The organism is Elusimicrobiota bacterium (genome assembly GCA_026388095.1).
Classification (GTDB): Bacteria; Elusimicrobiota; Elusimicrobia; order UBA1565; family UBA9628; genus UBA9628.
The window spans coordinates 38,826-64,775 of the sequence record JAPLKL010000005.1 but is presented as its reverse complement, the minus strand read 5'-3'; the positions used below and the strand labels follow the sequence as shown (position 1 = coordinate 64,775).

23 protein-coding genes are annotated in these 25,950 nt (G+C 66.4%); 17 read left to right on the top strand and 6 right to left on the bottom strand.

What is annotated here, in order from left to right; translation table 11 throughout:
- Positions 1-884, bottom strand: an 884-nt coding sequence (locus tag NTY77_00820) for a hypothetical protein (protein ID MCX5794022.1), incomplete at its 3' end; no start/stop codon positions are given.
- A gap of 61 nt (positions 885-945) precedes the next feature.
- Between NTY77_00820 and NTY77_00815 the strand changes: the two genes are divergently transcribed.
- From NTY77_00815 to NTY77_00795, 5 genes are read left to right on the top strand one after another with little or no spacing between them, the layout of a single operon-like run.
- Positions 946-1,965, top strand: coding sequence for a hypothetical protein (locus NTY77_00815; protein ID MCX5794021.1), 1,020 nt, complete (start codon positions 946-948; stop codon positions 1,963-1,965).
- Positions 1,966-1,989: 24 nt separating this feature from the next.
- Positions 1,990-2,529, top strand: a complete 540-nt coding sequence (locus tag NTY77_00810; GenBank protein ID MCX5794020.1) for a hypothetical protein — start codon at positions 1,990-1,992, stop codon at positions 2,527-2,529.
- Between the two features lie 17 nt (positions 2,530-2,546).
- Positions 2,547-3,047: a hypothetical protein gene (locus tag NTY77_00805; GenBank protein ID MCX5794019.1), complete on the top strand. Its 501-nt coding sequence runs from the start codon at positions 2,547-2,549 to the stop codon at positions 3,045-3,047.
- On the top strand, positions 3,047-4,459 hold the full coding sequence (gene hydA / locus NTY77_00800) for a dihydropyrimidinase (protein ID MCX5794018.1): 1,413 nt from the start codon (positions 3,047-3,049) through the stop codon (positions 4,457-4,459). The genes NTY77_00805 and hydA overlap by 1 nt, the downstream gene beginning before the upstream one ends.
- Complete coding sequence (locus NTY77_00795; protein MCX5794017.1) at positions 4,456-5,100, top strand: hypothetical protein; 645 nt, start codon at positions 4,456-4,458, stop codon at positions 5,098-5,100. Before hydA ends, NTY77_00795 begins: the two co-directional genes overlap by 4 nt.
- Here NTY77_00795 and NTY77_00790 read toward each other — a convergent pair.
- The gene (locus NTY77_00790) at positions 5,097-6,434 is read right to left on the bottom strand and encodes a type II secretion system F family protein (protein MCX5794016.1); all 1,338 of its coding nucleotides are present in this window, start codon (positions 6,432-6,434) and stop codon (positions 5,097-5,099) included. The two genes, NTY77_00795 and NTY77_00790, sit on opposite strands and share 4 nt — an antisense overlap.
- Positions 6,435-6,586: 152 nt before the next feature.
- On the opposite strand from NTY77_00790, the gene NTY77_00785 reads away from it, so the two are divergent.
- Genes NTY77_00785 through NTY77_00775 form a run of 3 tightly spaced genes read left to right on the top strand, consistent with a single transcriptional unit; the run spans position 6,587 to position 9,588 of the window.
- Complete coding sequence (locus NTY77_00785) at positions 6,587-7,765, top strand: saccharopine dehydrogenase NADP-binding domain-containing protein (protein ID MCX5794015.1); 1,179 nt, start codon at positions 6,587-6,589, stop codon at positions 7,763-7,765.
- 29 nt (positions 7,766-7,794) lie between these two features.
- Entirely contained in the window at positions 7,795-9,177 is a 1,383-nt protein-coding gene (locus NTY77_00780) for a putrescine aminotransferase (GenBank protein ID MCX5794014.1), read from the top strand.
- Positions 9,178-9,189: 12 nt separating this feature from the next.
- Complete coding sequence (locus tag NTY77_00775; protein ID MCX5794013.1) at positions 9,190-9,588, top strand: hypothetical protein; 399 nt, start codon at positions 9,190-9,192, stop codon at positions 9,586-9,588.
- Between the two features lie 11 nt (positions 9,589-9,599).
- Here the strand turns inward: NTY77_00775 and NTY77_00770 are convergent, their stop codons facing one another.
- A complete protein-coding gene (locus tag NTY77_00770) occupies positions 9,600-10,901 on the bottom strand; it encodes a DUF5110 domain-containing protein (GenBank protein MCX5794012.1) in 1,302 nt (433 codons plus the stop codon).
- Between the two features lie 70 nt (positions 10,902-10,971).
- Between NTY77_00770 and NTY77_00765 the strand changes: the two genes are divergently transcribed.
- From NTY77_00765 to NTY77_00740, 6 genes are read left to right on the top strand one after another with little or no spacing between them, the layout of a single operon-like run.
- Positions 10,972-12,090: an ABC transporter ATP-binding protein gene (locus NTY77_00765; protein MCX5794011.1), complete on the top strand. Its 1,119-nt coding sequence runs from the start codon at positions 10,972-10,974 to the stop codon at positions 12,088-12,090.
- Positions 12,083-13,156 carry a spermidine/putrescine ABC transporter substrate-binding protein gene (locus tag NTY77_00760; protein ID MCX5794010.1) on the top strand — a complete coding sequence of 358 codons (1,074 nt, stop codon included), beginning with the start codon at positions 12,083-12,085 and terminating at the stop codon, positions 13,154-13,156. Before NTY77_00765 ends, NTY77_00760 begins: the two co-directional genes overlap by 8 nt.
- Positions 13,120-14,028 carry an ABC transporter permease gene (locus tag NTY77_00755; protein MCX5794009.1) on the top strand — a complete coding sequence of 303 codons (909 nt, stop codon included), beginning with the start codon at positions 13,120-13,122 and terminating at the stop codon, positions 14,026-14,028. The genes NTY77_00760 and NTY77_00755 overlap by 37 nt, the downstream gene beginning before the upstream one ends.
- Positions 14,025-14,804 (top strand): ABC transporter permease, encoded by a 780-nt coding sequence (locus NTY77_00750; GenBank protein ID MCX5794008.1) that lies wholly within the window; start codon positions 14,025-14,027, stop codon positions 14,802-14,804. The genes NTY77_00755 and NTY77_00750 overlap by 4 nt, the downstream gene beginning before the upstream one ends.
- Positions 14,805-14,810: 6 nt before the next feature.
- Positions 14,811-16,046, top strand: a complete 1,236-nt coding sequence (locus NTY77_00745) for a glycosyltransferase family 4 protein (protein MCX5794007.1) — start codon at positions 14,811-14,813, stop codon at positions 16,044-16,046.
- On the top strand, positions 16,043-16,816 hold the full coding sequence (locus tag NTY77_00740; GenBank protein ID MCX5794006.1) for a hypothetical protein: 774 nt from the start codon (positions 16,043-16,045) through the stop codon (positions 16,814-16,816). Before NTY77_00745 ends, NTY77_00740 begins: the two co-directional genes overlap by 4 nt.
- Here NTY77_00740 and NTY77_00735 read toward each other — a convergent pair.
- Positions 16,809-19,463 (bottom strand): glycosyltransferase, encoded by a 2,655-nt coding sequence (locus NTY77_00735; GenBank protein ID MCX5794005.1) that lies wholly within the window; start codon positions 19,461-19,463, stop codon positions 16,809-16,811. The two genes, NTY77_00740 and NTY77_00735, sit on opposite strands and share 8 nt — an antisense overlap.
- Before the next feature lie 134 nt (positions 19,464-19,597).
- On the opposite strand from NTY77_00735, the gene NTY77_00730 reads away from it, so the two are divergent.
- Entirely contained in the window at positions 19,598-21,112 is a 1,515-nt protein-coding gene (locus NTY77_00730) for a hypothetical protein (GenBank protein ID MCX5794004.1), read from the top strand.
- A gap of 378 nt (positions 21,113-21,490) precedes the next feature.
- On the opposite strand, the gene NTY77_00725 is transcribed toward NTY77_00730, so the two are convergent.
- Positions 21,491-21,970, bottom strand: coding sequence for a hypothetical protein (locus NTY77_00725; protein ID MCX5794003.1), 480 nt, complete (start codon positions 21,968-21,970; stop codon positions 21,491-21,493).
- Here NTY77_00725 and NTY77_00720 point away from each other — a divergent pair.
- Positions 21,956-23,641: a hypothetical protein gene (locus NTY77_00720; GenBank protein MCX5794002.1), complete on the top strand. Its 1,686-nt coding sequence runs from the start codon at positions 21,956-21,958 to the stop codon at positions 23,639-23,641. The genes NTY77_00725 and NTY77_00720 overlap by 15 nt on opposite strands.
- A 165-nt stretch (positions 23,642-23,806) precedes the next feature.
- A complete protein-coding gene (locus tag NTY77_00715) occupies positions 23,807-24,640 on the top strand; it encodes a lytic transglycosylase domain-containing protein (GenBank protein MCX5794001.1) in 834 nt (277 codons plus the stop codon).
- 11 nt (positions 24,641-24,651) lie between these two features.
- Here the strand turns inward: NTY77_00715 and rimO are convergent, their stop codons facing one another.
- Positions 24,652-25,950: a 30S ribosomal protein S12 methylthiotransferase RimO gene (gene rimO, locus NTY77_00710; GenBank protein ID MCX5794000.1), complete on the bottom strand. Its 1,299-nt coding sequence runs from the start codon at positions 25,948-25,950 to the stop codon at positions 24,652-24,654.

The window sequence follows — 25,950 nt, the reverse complement described above, 5'->3', positions numbered from 1 at the left end:
GCCTGGTACTGCTGCGGGGGCTCTTCGGCTACGGTATGCTCGACGGAGACTGGCTCGGCTGGCGGCGCGGCGACGAGGTCCTCGGTGGGGCTGGGCCGGGACGCGGGCGGAGAGGATGGGGGCTCTTCGGCTACGGCATGCTCGACGGGGGCTGGCTCGGCCGGCGCCGCGGCGACGAGGTCCTCGGCGGGGCCGGGCCGGGACGCGGGCTGGGGGGATGGCAGGGCCTCCTCCGGCGGCTGATAGACGGGCACAGGGGAAGGCGCTTCGGCCGGGGGGAGGTGGACGAAGTCCTCCACCGGCGCCGGGTCGGAGGTGCTGCGCGGCAAGGACTGCGGCTGTTCCTGCGTCCCGTCGGCCGACCGCCGCCGGCGCGCCTGGTAGACCCGGATCGTGTGCGGGATGCCTTTGAAAGTGAAGGAGTCCACTTCGCCGATGGAGACCTCGGACTTGTTCATGGCCAGGTAGACGGCATCGGTGAAGTAGACCTCTCCCGGCTTGGCCGCTGCCCACAGACGCGCGACGATGTCGACCGGCTCTCCGGAGACATCGTTGTCCGCGAGCAGGACCTCGCCCAAGTTGACGGCGATGCGGATCTGCAGGCGCCGCGCCTCAGGGAGTCCTTGGTTGTGCAGGGCCAGGGCTTCCTGCACGGCCACGCCGGCCAGGACAGCATCCGTCGGGCTGTCAAAAACCATCAGGAAGGCGTCGCCGATGGTCTTGACCATCCGACCGCCCTTGTCCTGCAGGATAGGCCTGACGATGGACTGATGATGGGACGCCAGCAGTTCGAGTATCCCGGTGCGGGCACGCCGAGAGGTCTTGGCCGAGATCCCCTTGATGTCGGTCAAGAAGATGGTCAGGTTTCGGGTGGTCGGCGGCATGCTGGTGGTCCGAACGCCCCCGGATTCTAGCAATTTTCAGCGGCATCCCCCGTCGCTGAAAATGGTATCTTTGCCCATGCGCGCCGGGCTCTCCCTCCGGGTCGCGACGGCCCTGAGCATCCTCTGCTACGCCGCCGCCGCACGCCTCTGCTGGCGTTGCGAACAGGCCATCTTCCCCCGCGTCACCGGCCGCTATTCCCAGCCGGCCGGCCGCAACGACCCCCAAGGCCAGGCCCGCGCCTCCCAGCGCCTCGGCCGGACCCCGGATTCCTTCTTCGCCGAGTACTCTTTCCAGAACTTCAACCGAGACCGGCTCCAGGTCCGCTACCAGATCCCCAGGAACTCCTACGCCGCATACTGCGACGGTTTCTGGTACAGCCAGGCCGGCCTCGACGCCTTGTCCCAATGGCACAACGACGCCCGCAAAAGCGCCTTCAAGCTCGCGGTGGCCACCCACAAGACCCAATCCCAGCTCGACAGCGCCATGGCCAACCTCCAGGCCGAGTACGAGCGCAAGCGCCGGGACCACCTCGCCTCCAAAGGCTTCAAGCTCCTGGCCGGCAACGTCGTCACGGCGGACGTCCCCGCCATCGCCAAGAGGAGCCTCGCGGCCCTCCGGCCCGTGGCTTTGGCATTGGACTCCGTCGCCGCGCGCAACCACTACGACCCCGAGACCTTGGTGGGCGCGGCCGCGGCCATGGTCCAGACCGCATTGCATTACCAGGTCCCAGCCGACCTCGAGGGCGGCAAGCACACCGGCGGCATCCTGCCCCCGGCCATGGCCATGGTCCGCGGCTGGGGCGACTGCGACACCAAGACCGCCCTGCTGGCCTCCATCCTGTCCAACTGGTCCAGCATGCGCATCGTGGGCATCGCCGTGCCCGAGCACTACCTCATGGCCATCCTCCGCCTGCCCGCCCAAGGCGAGGTTTTCGTGGAGTGGCAGGGCCTGCGCTACGTCCTCATCGAGCCCGCCGGGCCGGCCTGGCTGCCCCCGGGCCAGGTGGGCGTGGACACCATGCCCATGCTGCAGGCCGCGGAAGGATTCCAGGTGGAGCCGTTCACGAACAGCTCGGGGTGAGCCCCGAAAACCAAGGAGACGATCATGTTCCTGATGCGAGTGCTGGTGAGCCTCTTCGAGTTCCTGCTGGCGGTCTTGATGTCGGGCGCGGTCATCTTCGTGACCTACCGCGTCTTCATCCGGGCCAACCCCGACTTCGACATGGAAGCCGAGATCAAGAAAGGCAACGTCGCCACCGGCCTGCTCGTCGGCACCATCCTCATCTGCGCCTCCGTCTTCCTGCAGAAGGGCATGGAATCCGTGGTGGGCATGTTCCGCCTCTACATGACCGCGCCCGACACCGCGCCCCTGGCCCTCTGGCAGATGCTCCTGCTGGGCTTGGCGCACCTGGGCCTGTCCTTGTTCCTGGCCGTACTGACCATATCGCTCACTTTACGCCTCTTCGGCCGGTTCACCCGCCGGATGCAGGAAGGCCAGGAGCTCATGAAAGGCAACGTCGCCGTGGGCATCCTCCTCTCCAGCGTGGTCATCGTGGCGACCCTCTACGTCGCGGGAGGAGTCGGCGCCCTCTCCAAGGCCCTGGTGCCCCAGCCTTCCATCGGGAGGATACAGGTCATCAAATAAGCTAGAATCAGAACGCCATGCCGCCTGAGACCGACAATCTGCAGCTGGACGACATCTACCAGGCCGACCAAAGCGACCGGCATAAGGTCTACGACTCGCCCCAGGCCGTGACCGAGCTCAAGCACCGCGACGCCATGCGCAAGGCCATGACGCTCGACATGATGTCCAAAGGCGAGGTCAACACCTCTTTGGACCTCTACCGGGCGGCGGTGATTCTTCTGCACGGCAGCGAGGCCAAGGACTTCCTCACCGCCCACCGCCTCGCGGTCATGTCCGCCATCAACGGGCACCGACCCGCGCGCTGGCTGGCCGCCTCCTCCTTGGACCGCTACCTCATGGCCATGGGCCAGCCCCAGATCTACGGCACGCAGTTCGAGCACAACTCCGAGGAGAACAAGTACCAGCTGCGCCTGCCCATAGAAGACAACCGGGTGCTGACCTGGGAGAAGAAATTCCTCAACGTCCCGCCCGTGGCGGAACGGCTCGGGCAGCTCAACGGACGCATCCAGAACCAATAATGGCCGCCGGCAAGCCCTTCGACCTCGTCATCCGCAACGCCACCGTCCAGAGCGCCTGCGACAGCTTCGTGGCGGACATCGCCGTGGCCGACGGCCGCATCGCGGCCGTGGGCGAGGCCCTGGGGCCGGCCCGCGAGGCCCTGGAGTCCCGCGGCCTGATCGCGGTGCCGGGCGGCGTGGACGCCCACACCCATCTCGACATGCCCTATCCCGGCGGGACCACGGCTGATGACTTCGAGACCGGGACCCGGGCGGCCCTCTGCGGAGGCACCACCACGATCATCGACTTCGCGACCCAGACCCCGGGCCGCAGCCTCCTGGCCGCGCTGGACCAGTGGCAGGCCAAGGCCGCGGGCCGAGCTTGGGCCGACTACGCCTTCCACATGGCGATCACCGACCTCTCGGCGCGCGCCAGCCGCGAGATGGGCCGGCTGGTGCGCGAGGGCGTGACCAGCTTCAAGCTCTACATGGCCTATCCCGGGGTCCTCATGAGCGACGATGGAGCGATCTTAAGAGCGCTCCAGCGCTCCAACGAGCTCGGGGCTTTGGTGAGCCTGCACTGCGAGAACGGCGCGGCCATCGCGGAGCTCGTGCGGCAAGCCCGCGCCGAAGGCCGCACCGCGGCCCGCTTCCACGCCCTGACCCGCCCCCCGGCCCTGGAGGCGGAGGCCGTGCGGCGCGCCGCGGCGCTGGCCGAGACGGCCGGAGCCCCGGTCTACATCGTGCACCTCTCGTCCGCGCCCGGGCTCGATGAGGTGCGCCGCGGCCGGGCCCGCGGCACGGCGATCCTGGCTGAGACCTGTCCGCAGTACCTCTACCTCGACTCGCGCGAATACGAGCGGCCGGGCCCGGCCGCCGCGCGCTTCGTCATCTCGCCGCCCCTGCGCTCCCGGGAGCACGGCGAGGCGCTCTGGCAGGGCCTGGCCGCAGGCGAGTTCCAAGCCGTGGCCACCGACCACTGCTCCTTCGCGATGCGCTCGCGGCCGGACCGGCCCGGCAAGGACCGCGGGGCCAAGGACTTCTCCCTCATCCCGAGCGGCGCTCCGGGCGTGGAGACGCGCCTGCCCCTCATGTGGGAAGCCGTGCAGAAGGGCCGCATCTCGGCCGCCCGATTCGTGGAGCTCACGGCCACGGGACCGGCCAAGGTCTTCGGCCTCTATCCCCGCAAAGGCCATCTGGGACCCGGCGCCGACGCGGACATCGTGCTCATCGACCCCAAGCACCGCACGACCATCGCCGCGGCCGACCTGCACCACGCCGTGGACTACACGCCCTTCGCAGGCATCGCCGTGCACGGCGCCGTCCGGGAGGTGTTCCTGCGCGGCCAGCGCATGGTCTCCCGCGGCCGGCTGCTGGGCCGGCCCGGCTGCGGCCGCTACCTCCCGCGCAGCCAGCGGCAGTTCTGCCTGTGACCAACGAACGCCCCGCCATCCCCGGCCTTTCCGCGGCCCTGCTGCGCGGCTTGGCCGGCGGTTTCGCGGGCGCGGTCCTGGGCCATATCCTGGTGACCGCGTGCCTGCGCGCCGGGGCCGAGTCCTGGCTCAAGGGCCCCTACGGCCCCCATTTCTTCGACATCGCGCTCTATCTCGGCCTGCTCTATGGGGGCATCGCCTGCGGGCTGTCTCTGCGTCCGGGCATCACGTTGGTCGGGGCCTGGGGAGCCTTCCTCGGCATCGCCCTGCCCATGGCCCTGTTCACCCGCACGGCGCGCTGGGGCATGGAAGCCGGCGCCCCTCCGACCTTGGCTTGGTACTGGCTGGTGCTGGCCGCCCATTCCTTGGGCACCTGGGGGACGACGCTGGCCCTGGGGGCGCTGCTGTGCCCGCGCCGCCGCTGGCTCGGCGCTGTGGGCGCCGTCTTGGGGTCTTTGGCCGGCTACCTGTCTTTGTCGCTGTTCCTGCGCATCGTCCCTTCCTACGCGCAGGGGCGCTGGCATCCCGGGAGCTTCGTGCCCTCGCCGCTGGACCTGCTCAGCGGACTCCTCATCGGCGCGGGCCTGGGAGCCGGGGTGTTCCTGGCCGACAGTCTGGGCCGCAAAGAGTCCCCTCGCTAGTTCCGGAATTTCCCTGACCCGCTGAAATCGCTCGACTGGACGGAAGTGGGCTGTATCTTCCGCAACTGGACGCCCTTCATCGGGGGCATCGGTCCCAGCTTGGGCTTCTTCCACTCGCCGCCGCCCGCGCCGCCGCGGCTCGGCGCATGCTTGTACATGAAGTCCACGATCTCCTTGGCCCGCGATTCGTTGAAACGCGACCAACCGGAGCCCTTGCCGCCGTGGGAGCCTGCGCCCGACCGCCCCTGCACGCCGCTCAGCGACGGCTCCCGGTCGCCAGCCGGGGCTGAGCCGAAGGAGCGTGGGTCCGCGATGAATCCTTTCACTGCGCTCAAGGAGGACAAGACCGGCCAGAGCAGAGCCATGATGAGCCCGAAGCACAGCGGCGCCAAGGCGACCGTGGCCGATATCTTGAAGCCCGTGGCCAGCAGCTTCATCCGATGCGAATGCAGGTCGTAATGAGTCTTGCCCAGCCGGATCAGCGCTTCGTCGAGCCGCCCCGACTTCTCCGCGATCTCCAGGCTGCGTCGGTCATCCGGAGGCAGGCAGCCGCCCACGCTCTCGCAGAAGGTGCCGCCTTTGGACAGCAGCGCCGACGCCCGCGAGAAATGGCGGCGGGTCACGGAATCGTCCTGGAAGAACTGGCCCAGCACGTCCATCATCGTGCCGAAAGGGATCCCCGCCTTGAGCAGGAGGCCCATGGTGGTGCAGATCTGGTGGAGCCGGGAATGAACGGCCGCGAACCTGAACACCGGCAGCCAGTGCCCGGCCAAGGCCCACAGCTTGCGCGCGGGACCTGAGCGCGCCAGCGCCCGCAGCGCCAGACCCGCCGCGATGAGCAAGACCAGGATCACCTGCCAGTGCTCGGAGAGATACTCGCTGAGGCTCTGCAGCCAAAGAGCCCGGGGCGGCGCGACGCCGGCGCTGAGCAGCGGCTCGATTATCATGGGAACGGCCTTGAGGGAAAGGAACAGGAACACCCCCGCGGCCAGGAGAACCGTGAAGGCCGGATACATGAAGGCGCGCTGCAGCCGCCTGCGGAAATCGACGCGGACCTCGAGGCAGTCGGCGAAGCGGTCGAGGAACTCGTCGACCTTGCCGCTCTCCTCGCCGGCCCGGACCAAAGCGATGAAGACCGGGGGGAAGATCTTCTGCGCCTGGAGCGCCTCGTGGAGCGGACGGCCGCCAGCTGTCAGCTTCGCCGCGCCCCTCAGCGCCCGGCCTTGGCTTGAGGACTTGGCCAGGATCTCGAGAGCCTCGCCCAAAGGCAGGCCGCTGCGCACGGCGTCGGCCAGGGCGCGGCAGAAATCCAGCAGGCCTTCATCGGAAATCATCAAGCGGCCATAGTGTAGCCCCAAAGCCGCAGCTCTGTCCAGGGCATCCGTCTTTGACACCCTCTTGAGCGAACTGGTATAATGCTGCCCGATACAGGCTGTACAGTATCACTGAGTATCGGATTTTAGTCGATTTTCCCGGGGTTTCTCCCATGCAGATAGCGGTGCTGGGCGCCTTCGGCCTCATGGCCGAGGCCGCGCTCCATGATCTGGCGGCCAACCCGAAGGTGGAACGCGTCCTGGCCGCGGACTTGAGCCTCGACCGGGCGCGGGCGGTCCTGGCCAAGATTCCCCAGCGCCGCAAGATCCGCACCATCCGGGTGGACATAACCGACACCAACGGCGCCGCCAGGGCCCTGCGCGGCAGCCAGGCCCTGCTCAACTGCGTCTGGTATGAGCACAACCTCAAGGCCATGGACCTGGCCTTGGCCCTCAAAGCCCATTACGTGGACCTGGGCGGCCTCTTCCACATGACCCTGCGCCAGCTCGCGCGCGATCGCCAGTTCCGGCGCGCGGGCCTGCGCGCGGTGCTGGGCTGCGGCTCCACGCCGGGCATCACCAACATGATGGTCTCGCGCATGGCGCCCTCCTTCGAGGCCATCGAGACCGTAGCCATCTACGACGCCAGCCACGACCCGTCCTTGAGCGAGGAGGCCTTCCTGCCGCCCTTCTCCATCAGGACCATGCTAGAAGAGTACGCGGCGCCGGCCCCGGTCCTCCTGGACGGGCGCATGCGCGCCGTGCCGGCGCACTCCGGGCCCGAAGAGCTCGATTTCCCCGAGCCTCTGGGCCGTTGCTCGGCCGTGACCGTGATCCATTCGGAGACCGCGACCTTGCCCGGTCATCTCAAGGGCACCGGCGTGCAGAACCTCCATTTCAAGATCGTCTATCCCGAGGTGGTCCGGCGCCAGCTCACCTTCCTGATGGGAATGGGCCTGGACAAGGACGCGCCCATCGCCGTTGATGGCCAACGCATATCGCCGCGGCAGTTCGTCACCGCGCTGGCCCATCAGAGCGCGACCGCGCCAGCGGGCACGCCCGCCGACTTCGAGGTCATGCGGGTCAAGATATCGGGCGCGCGCCACCGCCGGCCCCTGGTCAAGACCTGGGACTGCGAGATGCGGGCCACGCGCCTGCTCACCGCCGGCGCCATGGGCGTGGGATTCACAGGCGCGGTGGCGGCCGAGATGCTCGTGCTGGGTCACACCACGGCCCCGTCCGGGGTGGCCGCGCCCGAGGGACTGCTCGTTTCAGACGTATTCTTCAAGGAGCTTGTGCGGCGCAAGGTGTTCAATTTCAAGGAGACCATCGCGCACCCGTTGCTCATGTAGTCCCATCATCGTTGCAGGGAGACCCAAAAATGAAGAGTTCCGCGCAGGACATCCTCAAGGAGACGCAGCGCACCCTGGAACTGGTGGCCAAGACCTCGCTCAACGACGAAGACAAGAACTGGCTGACGCAGGTCACGGCGGACTACTACGCCAACCACGTAAACCCCGGCATACTCGAATACCGCAAGTCCGTATCCACGGAATACATCTCCATCGAGTGGGCGGACAACGCCAACAGCTTCGAGGACATCAAGGGCCGCAGGTACCTGGACCTCTTGGGCGGCTACGGGATATACAACGTGGGCCACCGCCACCCCAAGGTGGTGGAGGCGGTCTCGCAGCAGCTCAAGCGCCAAGCCCTGCACTCCCAGGAGCTCTTGGAGCCCTTCCGGGCCATCCTGGCCAAGCTGGTCAACGACATCACCCCCGGAGACCTGCAGTTCTCCTTCTTCGGCAACTCCGGCGCCGAGGCCGTCGAGGGCGCCATGAAGCTGGCCATGCTGCACACGGGCCGCAAGTCGTTCATCGCGGCCAATTCCGGCTTCCACGGCAAGACCTTGGGCGCGCTCTCGGCCACGGCCAAGGCCAAGTTCCGCCAGCCCTTCCTGCCCATCCTGCCCGACTGCTACCACGTTCCCTACGGCGACGCGGACTACGTGGAGTCGGCCTTGAAGTCAGCCGACGAGGTGGGCAACGACATCGCGGGCGTGATCCTGGAGCCGATCCAGGGCGAGGGGGGCATCAACGTGCCCCCGGACGATTACTTCCCCAGGGTGCGCGAGCTCTGCGACCGCTTCGGAGCGCTCCTCATCGCCGACGAGATCCAGACCGGCTTCGGCCGCACGGGCAAGATGTTCTGCGTGGACCACTGGAACGTGGTCCCGGACATCATGTGCTTGGGCAAGGGCATGGGCGGCGGAGTGATGCCCATCGGCGCCTTCGTGTCCAACAAGACCATCTGGGAGCAGCTCTTCCCCGAGCCCTGGCTGCACTCCACCACCTTCGGAGGCAACCCGCTGGCCTGCGTGGCGGCCATCGCGGGCATCCACGTGCTCCTCGACGAGAAGCTGCCGGAGCGCGCGGACAAGATGGGCACGGAGATGATCAACAAGCTCAAGACCCTGCGCCGGCGCTTCCCCAAGCTCTGCACCGACGTGCGCGGCAAGGGCTTCATGATCGGCATCGAGTTCCCGACCGACGCCATCGGCTACGAGGTCTCCAAAGGGCTCTTCGACAACGGCGTGCTGGTGGCGGGCACGCTGTTCTCGGCCAAGACCCTGCGCATCGAGCCGCCCTTGACCCTCACGGCCAAGGAGATGGACCTGGCGGTCAGCACCATCGAGAAGGTGTTCAAGGAAGTCAACGCCAAGCATTTCGAGCCGCGCCGCCCGCCGACGCTGCGCAAGCCTTAGGGAGAAGCCGGGATGCCGGAGTCCGAGAAGCGTCTGCGCTGGATCGCCCTAGGGGGCCTGCCCCTCTACGCCGTCTTCGCGGCGTACGACGGCGTCCTGACGCGCGACGGCATAGGCCAGAACCTGTCCCTGGAAGGCAACCCCTTCGTGCGCTGGACCATGCTCCGCCTGGGCATCGGCTGGGCCCTGGTCGTCGACAAGGCGGTCATCGGCCTGAGTTTCGCCTTGCTCGCCCTGTGGCTGGCCCCGGCCATCCACCGCCGCGACGCCTGGCTCTGGAGGATCCCCATGCTCCCGCCGGTCCGGCGCTGGATGCTCAGCGGCGACCGCGCCTGGATCGCCCTCATCCCGCTCTACGGCATGAGCCTGGCTCAAGCCTTGGCCGCGGGGGTCTGGCTGGCGGCGCGCTGAGGGGCCCGAGGCTACCGCAGCCAGACGTACAATGTGAAGCCCTGGCGGATGCCGCGCGCCGGGATGGAGACGCGGCTGAGCTTCTCCTGGGCCGAATAGGCCGCAGGCACGGCCTTCCCGTCCAGGGCGGCCTGGATCGCCTGCGCCCCGGGCAGCTCGATGGAGTAGGCTCGTTCGGGCCGCTGGCCCTTGAAGCCGCCTTGGGTCGGCTCCGCCTTGATGCGCACCCGCGCGCCCTGCCTGAGATAGGAGACCTCGGTCAAGGCTCCGTCGCCGCCTGAGCCGCCGTCCTCGTAGAGAGTGGCCCGCCCGGTCTCGCCGCTGCGGCCGGGATAGCAGCGCAGCACCACGGCCCGCTGCGGGCCGGAGGCGGGCCGCAGGGTCAGCGGGACCCCGCCCTTGGCGTAGAGGCGCAAGGCGCGCCGGCCGGTGGGCAACTCGTACCAGTCTCCCTCAGGCAGCCACACGTCCTGCGCGACGGGGCCGGCGGCCGCCAGCAGCGAGTCGCCGTAGAGGCGCTCTTCGGGGTGGCGGTAAGCCTCCTCCTGCCGGGGGAACTCGAGGTGCAGGGGCCGCCAGATGGGCAGGGAGTAGGCGTGGGTCTGCCAGGCGGCGGAATCGGTGTACGGCTGCAGTTGCGAACGCAGCCGCGGGGGCAAGCCCGCGCCCGCAGCGTCGCGGTCCAGAGCCTGCCGGCGCGCCAAAGGCGGGGCCCCGCACACCGCGGCCACAGCCCTGAGGCCGGCCTTGGCGTCGAGGCCGTAGCCGAAGAGGAACCAGTCCGTGCCGTGGCCGGCCGGGCGGGCCGCCGCCCTCCGGTCCTTGAGGATGATCCTGCCCTCGGAGTCGTCCGCCAGGCTCCAGCCCGCGCGCGGGGAGAGCTCAGGAGCCCGCAGCGAACGTCCCTGGGCCCAGTCGCGGCTGCGCGCGGCGTCCAGGCGGCTCTCGTCGTTGCACTCCGGCGTCCAGGTCACGGTCTGCGTGCCCACCCGGATCTCGGCCTTGAGGTTGGCCACGCTCAAGGGCCACCCGTCCGGGGCGTAGGTCAGCCGGATGCGGCCCGTGTCCAGGACCAGCCGGCCCGTAGACTGCTCGACGCTGTAGCCGAGATAGCGGGTCTGCCGCTGCCCTGCGAAGAGGGACGGGTCGTCGATGAAGAGACTCCGCGTGCTGTACTCGATGCGGATGCACTCGGGTGCCAGCACCGTGAAGCGCGCCTGGCCCATGATGAAGACACCCGGCGCAGGGTCCTGGGCGGTCGCGGGGCGGCCCAGCGCGCAGCCCAGGAGCACGGCGGCGAGCGTGCGCTGCATGAGCCATAGCATCGCAAAAACATGACGGCGGTGCAAGGCTCTCCCCGACGAAATATAGTATCATCACGCCATGCCAGACGGGCCCCTCCTCGAGATCATCGGGGTCACCAAGTCCTTCGGCGCCACCCGGGTCCTCACGGGCATAAGCCTCACCGTCGGCCACGGCGAGTTCCTCACCCTCCTGGGCCCTTCCGGCTGCGGCAAGACCACGACTCTGCGCATCATCGCGGGCTTCGAGCAGCCCGACGGCGGCCGGGTCCTGCTGCGGGGGGCCGACGTGACCGACCTGCCGCCCTACCGCCGCGACGTGCACACGGTCTTCCAGCACTACGCCCTCTTCCCGCACTATAGCGTCTTCGACAACGTGGCCTTCGGCCTGCGTATCCGAAAGCTGCCCGAAAGCGAGGTCAAGAGCCGGGTCCTGGAAGCCCTGGCCCTGGTCAAGCTCTCCGGCTTCGAAGCCCGCCGCACCACCGCCCTTTCCGGCGGCCAGATGCAGCGCATCGCCCTGGCGCGCGCGATCGTGGGGCGCCCCGCCCTGTTGCTGCTCGACGAGCCGCTGGGAGCCCTGGACCTCAAGCTGCGGCGTGAGATGCAGCTCGAGCTCAAGGCCATCCAGAGGCGCCTGGGCATCGCTTTCGTCTACGTGACGCACGACCAGGACGAGGCCATGGCCATGTCCGACAGGATCATCGTCTTCCACCAGGGCCACATCGAGCAGGTCGGCACTCCCGCCGAGGTGTATCATAAGCCGCGCACCAGCTTCGTGGCGGACTTCATGGGCTCGGCCAACATCCTGTCCGGGCGCCTGCTGCGCTTCCACGACGGCTGCGCGAGCATCCGCATCGAAGGAGAGATCGATCTGGAATTGCCCTGCTCCGAGCCGCCCGCCGTCCCGGAAGGAGGGGAGCTCTGCGTGGCCGTGCGGCCGGAGCGCATCCACGTGCGCTACGAGGAAGAACTGCCTTTGCGGGGCGACTGCGTGTCTTTGCCCGCGCGCCTGGCCGACACCATCAACCTGGGCGACGAGACCCAGATGTTCCTATCTCTCTTCACGAAGTCGGAGAAGACCGTGCTCGCCGCGTCCATGGACGCGCGCCATCAGGCCCAGCGCCGCGACGGCACGCCGGTCTGGGCCGACATCCGCTGGGGCGACATCCTGCTCCTGGAGCCGCCCGCCCGTGGCTGAATCAAGCCTGACCCGGCGGGACTTCCTGCGCCTGGGGCTGCTGCTGCCGGCAGCGGGCCCCCTGGTGTCGGGGCTGCTGGCCTGCGCCAAGAAAGAGACCGACCGGGTGGTCAATTTCTTCAACTGGTCCTCCTACATCGCCAAGGACACCTTGCCGAGCTTCACCAAGGAGACGGGCATCAAGGTGAACTACGACGTGTTCGCCGACGAGGAGGAGATGTTCGCCAAGCTGCGCTCCGGGGCCATGGGCTACGACCTCATCGTGGCCACCGACTACCTGCTGCCGCGCCTGCGGGCCGGCAACCTCATCGCGCCCATCCCCATGGCGGACGTCAAGAACCTCCTCAACATCGACCCGAGATTCCTGCGCACGCCCTACGACCCGGACCAGGAGTTCAGCGTCCCCTACCTCTGGGGCACCACCGGCATCGGCTTCAACAAGAAGCTGGTCGCCAAGCCGCCCACGTCCTGGTGGGACCTCTGGGACGAGAAGTACAAGGGCCGCATCTGCATGCTCGACAGCCCGCGCGAGTGCATCGGCACGGCGCTGCTGCTCAAGGGCCATCCCGAGACCACCGGCGTCGAGAAGGATTTCGAGGAGGCCAAGGAGCTCCTGCTCAAGCAGAAGCCTTTGGTCAAGCAGTACACCAGCGCGACCTACGTGGACAGCCTGGTCGCCGGCGAAGCCGCTTTGGCCATGGCCTATTCCGGAGACGTGCTGCAGGCGGTCAAGGAGAACCCGCACCTCGACTATGCCCTTCCCAAGGAGGGGGGCTACATGTGGGTGGATTCCATGTGCCTGCTGCGCGGCGCGCCCCATCTGGCCGATTCGGTCCGGCTCATCGACTACCTCCTGCGTCCCGAAGTGGCCGCCGAGATCTGCAACGCGGTCCGCTATGGCAGCCCGAATGCCGCGGCCAGGGCCAAGATAGACCCCGCCGTCCTCAAAGACCGCCGAATCTTCCCGCCGCCGGAAGTCGCGCGCGGCCTGCGCTACCACACTCCTCCCGACCCGGAGGCCTACGTCCTTTGGAACGAGACTTGGTCCGACGTCAAAGCTTTGTAGACCGGACTTTCTCCTGGCTCATCCGCGGGGAGAGGTCTTCGGCCAGCCATCTCCTGCTGGCCCCGGCCACGCTCTGGCTGGCCGTATTCCTCGTCCTTCCCGTGGCCTCCTTGCTGTGCTTGGGCTTCACCCATCGCGGGCCTTACGGGGCCTTCGAATGGGTCTTCACCTTGGCCAATTTCCGCCGCGCCCTGGACCTCAAGTACCTGCCCATCCTAGTGCGCACCGTATGCTATGCGACTTCGACCACGCTGCTGTGCCTGCTCTTGGGCTACCCGCTGGCCTATTTCCTGAGCTTCCAGGCCGGCAAGAGGCGCGACCTGTTCCTGGCGCTGCTCATGATCCCGTTCTGGACCTCCTGGCTCGTGGCCATCTATTCCTGGATCATCATCCTGGGCAGAGAAGGGCTGCTCAATGGGCTCTTGCGTCACTTGGGCCTCCCTCCCATCGCCTTCCTGGGCACCTCGTTCTCGGTCATCCTGGGCCTGGTCTATTTCTACCTACCCTTCATGGTGCTGCCCCTCTACGCGAGTCTGGAGAAGATCCCGCGCTCCTACGTGGAGGCGGCGCACGACCTGGGCGCGGGCAAGACCGAGGCCTTCTTGAAGGTCACGCTGCCGCTCTCATTGCCCGGCGTCCTGGCCGGGGCCATCCTGACCTTCGTGCCCTGCATGGGCGATTTCCTGTGCGCCGATTTCCTAGGCAGCCCGCGCACCTATCTGGTGGGCAACCTGGTCCAGAACCAGTTCCTCATGTCCCAGGACTGGCAGTTCGGCTCGGCTTTGACATCGTGCCTGGTCCTGCTGCTGGTTTCCGGACTCTACGCCCGGCACCGGTTCGAGGAGCAGGGGCTATTCGAGGAGGCCGAATGAAGGGGCGCGGCCTGCAAGCCTACTGCGCGGGCCTTTACGCCTTCTTGTATCTGCCTCTGGCGGTGATGGTGGCCTTCTCTTTCAACGAGGCGAGGCGCAACGTGGCCTGGAAGGGCTTCACCTTCCAGTGGTACGGGAATCTCTTCCATGACGCGGAACTGGCCCGCGCCGTGGCGACCACGCTGGAGCTGGCCGTGGTGGCGAGCCTCTTGGCGGCGGTCATGGGCATGCTCGCCTCCTATGCCATGACCCGCCACGCGCCTTTCCGGGGCCGGGGTCTGTATTCGGCTCTGCTCAACGCGCCCTTGATGATGCCCGAGATCGTGATGGGGGTAGGTCTGCTGTCTTTCTTCTCGCGGGTGGGCATGCCGTTGAACTTCTGGAGCCTGGCCTGCGCTCACGCGCTCATCGCGCTGCCCTACACGACCGCGGCCATCCGCGCCAGACTGCTCTCCTTGAAGGAGAACAATCTCGAAGACGCCGCCATGGACCTGGGCGCCACGGAATGGGAGGCGTTCCGGAAGATCACCTTGCCTCTGGCCCGGCCGGCCATCATCAGCGGGGCGCTTCTGGCCTTCACGGTGAGCTTCGAGGATTTCGTGACCAGCTTCTTCATCGCGGGCATCGGGATCGTGACCATGCCCATCAAGATCTACTCGATGATGAAATTCGGGGTCACCCCCGAGATCAACGCTTTGGCATCCTGCCTGCTGGGCATCACCATCACGTTCCTGGCGCTGCAGAGTATCCTGAACCGAAGGTCCCGCCTCGGATAGGGGCGCATGCCACACGACGGCAAGGCAGAAATGAACATCTGTTATCTGATCCGTTCCTTCAGCACTCAGGCAGGAACAGAGAGTTATGTCCACAATATGTCAATAGCCCTGGCCAGGCTGGGGCATAATGTACATATCGTTTCACTGACCGGGAAAGGCCAACGGGACCTCAAAGGCTTCGAAGACAGAATATCTATCCATCAATTCAGTCTAAGAGAAGATCCCTTTAGCGGATTCTTGCGATTAGAGAGCATCTTCCCTTTATCCACCTGGCGCTACAGCCGCCGCATGAAAGAGGTCCTGCCCGCCATCGTCAAGGATCACGCCATCGACATAATAGAAGCGACAGATTGGGGGGTTGATGCCGGGCATTATTTGCCTGAACGCCAAGTGCCTGTTTGTGTGAGGCTGCACGGCTATCCCGGATTCAAAGCCGAATTCGACGGGGGAATACTAAAACGATGGCCCAGGAATTATTTTTACTGGACCAGCAAAAGAAAGCACATTTTGTCCGCAGATCTTGTCACAGGGGTATCGCAGTCTTATACTGATTTCGTCCGAGAGGCATGGGAAATCAAGGGGAAAGAAGTACAGATCATCCCCATTGCCGTTGATTCGAACCTCTTTCACCCAAGCGGCGCCTCTCGGGAAGAACAATTGATCCTTTTTGCGGGACGATTGGAAAAATCCAAAGGGATCGAAATACTTGCGCATGCCATCGCCTTGGTTCTAAGAAAAATGCCCAAAGCAAGATTCTGTTTTGCGGGGAAGGATCAGGAATATGATGACCGTCACCGGTCATGGTCCCAACGCCTGATGGATTATTTTTCCACGGAGCATGTCATCTATTTGGGCTCCCTATCGACGCAAGAGCTCATCCGATATTATCAGACGGCGACGATCTGCGCCGTGCCTTCCCTTTACGAACCCGGCGGTACGGTGGTCTTCGAGGCGATGGCTTGCGGCTGTCCAGTGCTGGCCAGCAGGGCGGGCGGTCTCGGAGAGGTCATCAAGGACAGACAATCAGGATTGCTAATCCCTCCCGGCGATGTGGAGGCGCTGGCTGATGGTCTGGTGGAATTGCTTCAAAATGATCAGTTGAGGCAGGAGATATCGCAAAGAGCTGTCGAATCGATACGCGCAGATTTCGATATAAATGTGATTGCGCGGCAGACAGTAGATGCTTATGCCGGAGCCATAGCTGCCTTCAAGGCCGATGAGAGTCCAAGGCATAAGCCATGAAGAGGATAATCCTTTTCAGATTCCACACTGATGCCGCTGTCTGCAGGAATAGGCTGGAGCTTTTGAAAAGGCACAACCCCGGCGTCGCGATTTTCGGTCTTTTTGGCGGCCAGGAAAATGATTCGGAGCATTTTAGAGAGGCGCTGAATCCATACCTGGAAGATTTATATTGCATTAGAGAAAAGTCGCCATCTTGGAAGCGGACGCACGGCGACTTGGCAATGAAGTTATGGTACGAGGAAGTCGGCAAGATGGTTTCCTTCGACACCATCCATTATATTGAATGGGATCTGCTGCTTCTCGAATCTTTGGAGAAGATGTACGGCCACATACCTGAGAAAGGCATAGGCCTCACCTCATTGATACCGTTGAAGAATATAGAGAAACAGTGGTTTTGGCTTTCCGAAGAATCCTTAAGAACTCAATGGCATCGTCTTTTGGGATTCGTGAAGGATAAGTACGGCTATAGTCAGGAACCATTTGCATGCGAGTTCCCAGGCGCATGCATGCCAAGAGGATTTTTGGAGGAATACAGCAACGCCGATATCCCCGAGCTATGCCATGATGAACTGAGAATCCCCTTGTTCAGCCAGGTTTTTGGCTTCAAGCTCTATGACACTCGCTTATGCAGGAAATGGTTCGACGAACAAGAGCAAGGGTTCTTCAATTGCGACAGTAAAGAAATCAGCTTATCGACAATCGCCGAAGAGCTTGCCAAGCAGTCCGGGAGAAGGGCCTTCCACCCGTTTGGAAAAGCGTTCGTCAAATAAGCACGACATGTCTCACGTAACCGTCCTCGATGATCGTTTCGACATGTTCATAGCGAAGGCCCGACAGCCCGTCGTCTCCTGAATCATAAGGCAAAACCTCACCCGATCCCAGGCGCGTCCTATTTGTCCCATACTGCGGGTTGCCCTGGCGCTTGGCTTCCTCATGCGCCATGGGATGATCGCAAGCCAGGCGCTCGATGCAATGATACCTGCCCATCCGGCGGCGCCTTGGAATCGTCCAGGTTTGATCAAACCTCTTTCTTAAATCATCATCCTCCCCGCCCCACCCCCAGTATTGATTGCTGCACCCATTAATACGCTGGAAGTCTTCTTTATTGACCAGAAGCACGCCTCCGAAGTACGACGGCAGCATCTGATAATCGAACTGGGAGCAATACGCGGCAAGATGAGTCGGCATGACAGGGTACGAGTAATCGCACGCGGCCGATTCCGGCAGCATGTCGACGTCGTGAAAGCAAAAGTAGGCCTTTTGATCCTGGTACAGCTTGAAGCCCACGTTGAGCAGCTTGGCCCGGTTGAACAAGCCGCTCCCCGCCTGCTCGATCACGACGATGCGATGCTTGATGTCCCGCAAGAAGCGATGCATGTGGGGCACGAATTGCTTGAGGTCCTCTGCGCGCTGACGGTAAGGAACGATGATGATGAGCTCCGGCTCTTTTCCCAGCAGCAAAGCCCGCTTGGCGTGACGACAACATGAAACGCCCATTTTTACGAATTTCTTCAATTTCGCGAGCATCCGCTCGGTCGGGCTTGGCGCTGACGAGCCGGCATCCGGGCGCTTGCCGGCCCGCGCGAAGCCCATGTCCAAGGCGAGATGGGTCAGGGCGGCGAGGGCGGCGAAGAGATACCGCTCCAGCAACGGGCGCTCGCCATACTCCGGGCGAGAGCGCTCGTTCCTGAGCCTCTGCGCGGCTCGCGAGCGCCAGTAGCCCGGCGGCCTCTCCTCCGGCGGCCACAAGGCGCGGTCAGGAGGATCCGCCTCGAGCGCCAGCGCGCGCGAAAGTCCCCGGCCGTAGTGGTAGTAGTGCCGGAAATGCGCCCACGGCGAGCTGGTCATGCTGTAATAGACGAACCAAGCCGGATCGAGGTGGAGCACAGCCGCGCGGCGGGAGAGCCGGTACGTCAGATTGCGGTCCTCTGCCGTCCTCATCGTCTCGTCGAACCCGCCCACTGCCAGGAACAGCGCCCGCCGCACCGCGAGGTTGGCCGTGACCATCAGCGTCAGGCGGCGGTCGTGCGCGACGGGGTTGGGATGAAAGCCGCATTCGGCGAGGAAGCGCTCGAACACACCGGGGCGCGGCGACAGCAAAGGGCGAGTCGCCCCGCCGACCGCGTCGGCATCCGGGTTTTCGGCGATGACGGAGGCCAGCCAATCGAGCCAGTACGGCGGAGGCTCGCAGTCGTCGTCGATGAACACCAGGAAGTCCTGGTCCGCGCGCGCGCCGCCGAGGTTGCGCGCCGCCGCGAGCCCGCCATTTTTCGGGGCCGCGACGGAGTCGACGAACCGGCGATGGCGCCCGAGCACCTGCGCGCAAGCCCGGTCATGACTCGCGTCGCTCACCACGATCACGCGCCGCCGGGCGCGCCCCTCCACCTGCGGGCGCAGGAGGGTGAGCAGCCGGTCGAGTCCGGCCGCGCGGTGAAAGGAGGCGATGACGACGCTCAGTCCGACGCCGTCATCACAGCGCGGCGGAACGATCGGCTCGGCCGGCCTCGACGCGCGCCCGGCGAGCTCCGCGGCAAGCTGGCGCAGGATTCCCCGGCTCTGGTGGAAGTCCCAGCCGGCCCGCAGGCGGCTCTCCGGCCCGGGCGCGAGCCTCCGGCAGCCCGAGACGAGGAGCTTGGCGGCCTCGCGCGCGCCGGCGGCGAGCGCCCGCGCCGCGCCCCCATCGCTATAGGCCCTGCCGAGCCCGCGCCCGTAGCTCTCGGCTCTCGCGTGGAGCCACGGGGCCTTGAGCTGCTCCGCCCGGATGACATGGCGGGCCGCCACCTTCCTGCTGAACCAGCAGCGATGGCCCGCCGCCGCGAGCCGCTGCACGAAATCGTAGTCCTCGCCCATGGCGCGATCGCCCGTGCGGGCGCTGGGGCCCAGATCGGGATCGTAACGGAAGCCTTCCCGGAAGACGCTGCGGCGCACGCTCATGTTCCCGCCCCAGATCGCCCATGGCTCGCAGGGGCCCTCGACGGCGTCGTCCGCGGTGATCGCGAAAGCGGTGTTGGGCGGGACGGCGCGCAAGAGCCAGGGCGGAGGCCGCTGCTCCCATTCGGGCAGGAGGCGGCCGCCGAAGACGTCGTAATCCGGCGTGTCGTCGGCCAGGCGCCGATGCTCGATGAGCCAGCCGGGAGGAACCAGGATGTCGTCGTCGCACAGGACGACGACGTCCCCGTCGAGCCGGGGGACGATCGAGTTGAGCGTCGCGCTCTTGCCGCAGCACCCGCCATGGGCGTATTCGAGGGGCATGAGCCCCGCGAACTCCGAAACGACGGCGCGGGTCCCGTCCGTGCTCCCGTCGTCCGCGACGATGAGCTTCCAGCCCCCGGGCGGCGCCTGCGCCGCGCTCAGAGCCAGCAGGCAGCGCTTGAGCGTTTTTTCCCGGTCATGGGTCGCGATCGCGACGGTCAGCATGGGCGGCACGCGCATTATACAAATTGGTCCGACGGCGCAGGCCTCGGTCCATGTTGATTTATCATGTTCTACATCGCAAATGTGATAGCATAGGTGATACTTCGCCTGCGTGGGACGATGAAGCGGGATGACCAATGAATGACTTCAGCACCGAAGCCGCGAAGACCGCCTTGCGCTCGCTTTCCGAGAAGGTCTTTCTAGCCGGATTCGACGGCTCCGCGCCGGGCCGCCTGACCTTGCATGTCGCCGACGCCCGCAAGCGCCGTTCGCTGCGCCGAGAGGCGCAGGAGGCCCTCTCCCGCGCCGGCATCGAAGCCCGCTGCGAGGTCCGCGCCTTCGACCACCGCCGCATCGAGCGCGCGGGCAGCCTGCAAGGCGTGCTCAAGCACTTCGCGCACGAATGCGTGGTCTACGATCCCACCGGGTCCGTGACGCGTTCCCAGTCGCTGCTGCGCTGCGTCGAGCGATTAAGGGCCTCGCTCGGGGACATCGTGCGCGGCGCGTACCTTGACCCCGGAAGCCGCACGCTGTTCGTCCTGTGCCGCCGCGAAGGACTGTTGACCGAAGGCCGCATCGACGAGGCCCGCCGGCAGGGCCTCACGACGCGGGCCGCGGCCGTCATCGAGGCCTGGCGCAAGGAGGACGCCGACTCTTTCGACCTCGCGATCCGCCTGTGCATCGGGCTGCCGAGGCTGCCGCTGTTCGCCGCCGACGAGGCCTCGCGCCGCGAAGCGCGCCAGTCGCCGTGGTGGAGCCGGGTCCACGCGGGCCTGCTCGCCAGCGGGATCTCCGCCCTGCTCGGCATGGCCTTCCCCGGCCAGGCGCGGGCCGGCGACGAGCCCGCCGTCTCGGCCCTCAACGGCAAGGTGTCGGTCGCAGGCGGCACCGTGGACGGCTACTGGAGCGGCATCGGCGAGGGCAGCATCACCGCCCCGGTGGGCCACAGCTTCGGGGTGCAGGCCGACGTCATGGACGGCGTCGTGCATGACCGCTCCATCTGGGGGGTCGCGGGCCAGGGCTTCTGGCGCGATCCCGAGAAAGGCCTGCTGGGCGGCTTCGCTTCCCACGTAGCCCGGACCGTCCCCGAGACGAATTCGACCATCAACGCGAACCGTTACGGCGGCGAGGGCGAGTACTATTACGGGAAATGGACCGGCTCGCTGGCCCCGGGCTATCAGAGCGGCCAGATCCCTCGCGGCGCCTTCACCGTGGTCGACGTCAGATGGTACCCCGAGGACAACCTGATGCTCAGCGCCGGCGCGGACATCAAGCCGGGCCATTCGCTGGCGCTGCTCGCCGTCGAGTGCCAGCTGGGCGCCAAGGCCCTCTCCAGCCTGAGCGTCTTCGCCGACGCCGGCATCAGCGACCAGAACGGCAAGGAGGCCGGGCAGAAGGACGGCTACGCCTTCGTGGGTTTCCGCTACTACTTCGGCCCGGCCAAGACGCTGATCCGTCGACACCGCGAGGACGACCCGCCCGCCTTCAGCGACGCGGGCGGAGGGGGCGGCGGCGGCGGCGCCGTGAGCCAGGCGGGCGGCACCAATATCACGCCGCCCAACAACAATATCACGTCGTCCAACGACCAGACTTCCCCTCCTACAAACACGACCATTGGTGGTCCCCCTCCATTGAACGAGCCCCTTGATTAGAATATATTGCCCGCCGTGCCTTCTTCCAGAAATATAAAACATCGTCATAGCGGCAATCCCATCATCGTTCTCGCGACGACCGGCACGCTCGGCGACCTCTGGCCGATATTGGATCTCGGCGAAGCGCTGATCCGAAGGGGAGCGCGCGTCCGTCTCTGCGCGCCCGGATCTTTTCTACCCCACGCCGGAAAGCTCGGGATGGAAACGTGGGACTGCCGCCCGCCGGTCGATGCCGAACGTGCGCGCCGTGGCGCCCATTCCTGGGATCATTGGGGCCAGGGCAGGCGGCTTTGGTGGGGACTGCCCAGCGTCATCGATCTCGAGGGCCGTTATCAGGACCTCATGGCGGCGGCGCGGGATGCGGCTCTCTTCATCTATTCAACGACCCAGTTTCTCGGCAAGCTTGTTGCGGAGAAGACGGGAATCCCCTCGCTGGCCGTCGCCATAGTCCCGCCGCATGTCGCCCGCCGGCCGGAAAACGTCGATGCGCCCCGAACGTCTCCGCAGCAAAGTCCCGAAGACAGGCCGCCTCCCATCAACGGCGAGCCGTTGGTTCATCTGCTGGACCACATACGCGAGTTCCGAGGCCGCATCGGCCTGCCGGAGAGGCCGGACGGCCTGTTGCCGGGCGCCGCCAGCGATATCGTCGCCGCCATCAGCAGCCATTTCTGCGATCCGGATATCGAGAAGTTCCCGAATATCGATTTTACGGGTTTCTGGTTCCACGAACGGCCGGAATGGCGCGATTGGCGGCCCGACCCTGCGCTGGAACGCTTCGTCGAAAAGGGCCATCCGCCGCTCGTCCTGACGTTCAGCAGCCTCCCTCTCCGTGACGCGCCATCCGTGCTCAGGATCCATGCCCGGACCGCGCTGCTGCTCTCCCGCAGGCTCGTCGTCCTCTCTGGATGGGCCGGATTCCAAAAGGAGGACGTGCCTCGCGAGTGCCGGGAGCATGTGCATGTGGCCGGCGAACTGCCGCACGAATGGCTTTTCGCGCGCTCGGCGGCCGTCATCCACCATGGAGGGATCGGGACGCTGGCGCAAGCCGTGCGCTGCGGCAAGCCGATGCTCATCGAACCGTACGGAAACGACCAGTTCTTCAACGCCGGCCGCGCGGTGAAGCTGGGGATCGGCGCCGAAGCTCAGCCCCGCGGGATGACGCCCGAAGCGCTGGCTGAACTGCTCGAAAACAAGGTGTTGTCCCCGGAGGCCTGTCGGCGTGTTCGTGCGCTGGCGGAGGACCTGTCGAGGGATCCGGGAGTCGAGCATGCCGCGGATCTGGTCATGGCCCGTCTGCCTGGATCGCTGCATGAAAAGCCAGCGAACAGCGGAGCGAAAATCGAGGGCTGCGGCCGGATGAAGACGGTCTTGCTGACGTGGGAGCTGGGGGCGGGCTTCGGTCATGTCGGGCCCCTGCTGAGCGTCGCGCGCGAATTGCGGCGCCACGGCCATCGCCCGGTCTTCGCCTTGCGCGACGTCGTCGGCCCGCGGGCCTTGCTGGAGGACGAGGACATCCCGGTCCTCCAGGCGCCGAGATGGACGAAAGGAGCCGTCGTGCGCGGCCGGCCGTTCCGGCCGTCGAGCTATTCGGACATTTTGGCGGCCCTGGGGTTCTCCGGCGCCGCGGACCTGGCGGCGCTGGTCCGGTCTTGGGACGCCCTCATCGGGCTCGTGAAGCCCGACCTCATCGTCGCCGACCACAGCCCCACCGTCTGCCTGGCGGCCTACGGGGCGATCCCCGTCGCCGTGGTCGGCAACGGCTTCACCGTGCCTCCGGCGGATCAGGCGAGCTTCCCGCCGCTCTATTGCGACGCGCCGCCTCTGATGTCGGAGGCGCGGCTGCTGGAGAACGTCCATGCGGTGCAGCGCCGGCGCGGCCGTCCGGCGCCGCCGACCTTGCCCGCGCTCTTCGACGCCCCTCTGCGCGCCGTCGGCACCCTGCCCGAACTGGACCCGTACCGCAAGACCAGGCGCGAGCCCGTGCTGGGCCCCATGGAGAAGATGCCGTCGCATGCTCCGCTGCCGCTGGACGGCCGGTTGTTCGCCTATCTCGGGGAGGAGCACCCGGCGCTCGAGACGATAGTGGAGCTCCTCGCCGAGCGCAAAGCCCCCGTCGAGGCCTACCTGCGGGGCGAGGTCGGCAGCCTGCGGCGGCTGTTGACCGCGCGCGGCGCGCGGGTGCACGAGAGCCCGCCGGCGCTTTGCGAGGTCGTGCCCCGGGCCGCGGCGGTCGTCTCGCACGCGGGCTCGACGACGGCGCATGCCGCGATGATCGGCGGCCGGCCCCAGGTGCTTCTGCCGACCCACGTCGAAGCCGACCTGACGGCCAAGGCCCTCGAGTCCCTGGGGGTGGGCGTGCGCCTGCAGAGGGACGCCAAAAAGGACGAGATCGCGAAGGCCATCGATCGGGCGTCCTCGGGCGGGGCCCTCGCCCAGAGCGCCATGGCTTTGGCCGTAAAGCTCGCTCTCCGTCCGCCGCTGGATGCGCTGGCGGCGGCCACGAACGCCTGCCTCCAGCTGTTGGTGTAGCTGACGCCACATCATCGCGGCTTTTGACCAGGAATGGGACAAGCACGGCCGATCAAGCACAGCCGCAAGCCCCGCCAGACCCAGCCCCAGCCGGCAAAGGACCCGCCCCCGATAGGCCCTTTATCCCTCGACGGGGAAGGGGGGTTTTGGTATAATGTCGGACTAGTGAGCAGCACCAAAAGGCAGTCGTTGCTCGCTTGGGTCGTGGGGGTAGTCCTCTTCTCCATCCTCTGCGCTCACGCCGTAAGCCCCGACCCAGGCACCCTCAGGGAGAGCGTCTCTCGCGGGCCGCTTTTGGCCCAGGCGACGCTGCGCCCCTTCCCCGCCATCCCGAGCGCGGCCTTCGGCCTGGGCGCGCGGCTGGCTCCGCATTCTCCCGGCTCCAGCATCGCGCCGCCCAAGGACCTCAAGGTCACCCGCCGGACCCCCTTGGTCGTGCCCGTTCCCAAGCCCACGCCCGCCTACAAGTACACGTTCCATGTCCTCTCCGAGCATCCCGAGATCACGGACCGCTACGACGAGCTCATCTTGGAGAACTCCCTGCGGCACGGCATGGATCCGCGCTTGGTCAAAGCCCTTATCGCCGCCGAATCGGAATTCTCCACCGAGGCCCTCTCCCCGCACGGAGCCCAGGGCCTGATGCAGGTCATGCCCATCACCGCCGAGGAGCTCGGCGTGCCCCGCTCCGCCCTCCACGACCCCCAAGCCAACATCCACGTGGGCACGGCCTACCTGGAGCGGCTCTACCGCGCCGCTTGGAAGCAGTACCGGCTCAAGGGCGTGAAGTACCCGGACGCTCCCCTCTGGGTGGTGCAGCGCATCATCGCGTCCTACAACGCGGGACCGCGGGCCCTGACCCGCAACAGCTTCATGCGCCAGACCCGCAACTACGTCAGGAAGGTGCTGCTCTTCTACCGCTCGGATGTCACCGAGTTCCGCCGCAGCCCGAAGCGCGCCGGCGCCGCCGACGGGCTGCCCCGCCACGACCTCCTGCCCTGAAGGACCGCCGGTCAGACCTGCTCGACGGCCAGATCGTACTCCGATGCGGCCGTGACCCGGACCTGGACGAAGTCTCCCGCCTTGAGCCGCCGCCGCCCCGCGTCGCCGTGCGCCTCGTTGTCCACCTCGGGCGAATCATGCTCAGTGCGCCCCACGAAGCGGCTGCCCTGCCTGCGGTCCACGATGATCTTCACGGTCCGGCCGATCTTGGCCTCGTTGATCTCGCGGGAGATTCCCTGCTGCAGGGCCAGCACGGCCTCGGCCCTACGCTTCTTCTCCCGAGGGGGGACGTCGTCGCGCAGCAAAAAAGCCCGGGTGTCCTCCTCGTGGGAATACTCAAAGACCCCCAGACGGTCGAAGCGCGTGGCGCGGATCCAGTCTAAGAGTTCCTCGTGGTCCTTCCGGGTCTCGCCCGGGTAGCCCGCGATCAGAGAGGTGCGCAGGGCGATGCCCGGCACCCGCCCGCGGATCTCGGCGATGAGCTCGTCGGTCCTGGCTTTGGTGGTCCCGCGCCGCATGGAGGCCAACAACCGGTCGTTGATGTGCTGCAGCGGCAGGTCCAGATACTTGCAGATGTTGGGGCGCCGGCGCATCACGTCGAGCACGTCCATGGGGAAGCCCGCCGGGTAGGCGTAGTGCAGGCGGATCCAGCCTAGGCCGTCGACGTCCGAGAGCGCCTTGAGCAGGTCCGCCAGGCGGCGCTTGCCGTAGAGGTCGAGCCCGTAGTAGGTCGAATCCTGGGCGATGAGGAGCAGCTCCCGGGTGCCGGCACGAGCCAAGCGCCGGGCCTCGGCGACCAGGTCCGCGATCGGCCTGGAGACATGCCGGCCGCGCATGAGCGGGATGGCGCAGAAGGAGCAGGGCCGGTCGCAGCCCTCCGAGATCTTGAGATAGGCGAAGTGGCGCGGGGTCGTCAGGAGGCGCTCTCCCACGAGGGATCGCCGGAGGTCAGCCCGTAGGGATTCCAGCAGGCGGGGCAGCTCGCGCGTGCCGAAGTAGCCGTCCACCTCCGGGATGTCCTTCTGGAGTTCCTGCCTGTAGCGCTCCGAAAGACAGCCGGTCACGAAGAGCTTGGAGATCAGGCCCTCCTTCTTGGCCCGGGCATAGCGCAGGATCGTGTCGATGGACTCGGTCTTGGCGCTAGCGATGAAGCCGCAGGTGTTTATGACCACGATGGAGGCTCCGCGCAGGCCGCCCTCGTGCTCGACTGCGATCCCGCCCGCCTGCAGCCGGCCCATCAGGACCTCGGAATCATAGAGATTCTTCGAGCAGCCCAAGGTGACGACGAGGACCTTGCCTTCCCGACGCAT

Bases quoted from the DNA above. Each gene is read 5' to 3' on its own strand.
- NTY77_00815 (MCX5794021.1), top strand. From the start codon at position 946: ATGGTATCTTTGCCCATGCGCGCCGGGCTCTCCCTCCGGGTCGCGACG.
- NTY77_00810 (MCX5794020.1), top strand. From the start codon at position 1,990: ATGTTCCTGATGCGAGTGCTGGTGAGCCTCTTCGAGTTCCTGCTGGCG.
- NTY77_00805 (MCX5794019.1), top strand. From the start codon at position 2,547: ATGCCGCCTGAGACCGACAATCTGCAGCTGGACGACATCTACCAGGCC.
- hydA (MCX5794018.1), top strand. From the start codon at position 3,047: ATGGCCGCCGGCAAGCCCTTCGACCTCGTCATCCGCAACGCCACCGTC.
- NTY77_00790 (MCX5794016.1), bottom strand. From the start codon at position 6,434: ATGATTTCCGATGAAGGCCTGCTGGATTTCTGCCGCGCCCTGGCCGAC.
- NTY77_00785 (MCX5794015.1), top strand. From the start codon at position 6,587: ATGCAGATAGCGGTGCTGGGCGCCTTCGGCCTCATGGCCGAGGCCGCG.
- NTY77_00780 (MCX5794014.1), top strand. From the start codon at position 7,795: ATGAAGAGTTCCGCGCAGGACATCCTCAAGGAGACGCAGCGCACCCTG.
- NTY77_00775 (MCX5794013.1), top strand. From the start codon at position 9,190: ATGCCGGAGTCCGAGAAGCGTCTGCGCTGGATCGCCCTAGGGGGCCTG.
- NTY77_00770 (MCX5794012.1), bottom strand. From the start codon at position 10,901: ATGCAGCGCACGCTCGCCGCCGTGCTCCTGGGCTGCGCGCTGGGCCGC.
- NTY77_00765 (MCX5794011.1), top strand. From the start codon at position 10,972: ATGCCAGACGGGCCCCTCCTCGAGATCATCGGGGTCACCAAGTCCTTC.
- NTY77_00750 (MCX5794008.1), top strand. From the start codon at position 14,025: ATGAAGGGGCGCGGCCTGCAAGCCTACTGCGCGGGCCTTTACGCCTTC.
- NTY77_00745 (MCX5794007.1), top strand. From the start codon at position 14,811: ATGCCACACGACGGCAAGGCAGAAATGAACATCTGTTATCTGATCCGT.
- NTY77_00740 (MCX5794006.1), top strand. From the start codon at position 16,043: ATGAAGAGGATAATCCTTTTCAGATTCCACACTGATGCCGCTGTCTGC.
- NTY77_00735 (MCX5794005.1), bottom strand. From the start codon at position 19,463: ATGCTGACCGTCGCGATCGCGACCCATGACCGGGAAAAAACGCTCAAG.
- NTY77_00730 (MCX5794004.1), top strand. From the start codon at position 19,598: ATGAATGACTTCAGCACCGAAGCCGCGAAGACCGCCTTGCGCTCGCTT.
- NTY77_00725 (MCX5794003.1), bottom strand. From the start codon at position 21,970: ATGGATCCTGAGCACGGATGGCGCGTCACGGAGAGGGAGGCTGCTGAA.
- rimO (MCX5794000.1), bottom strand. From the start codon at position 25,950: ATGCGTCGGGAAGGCAAGGTCCTCGTCGTCACCTTGGGCTGCTCGAAG.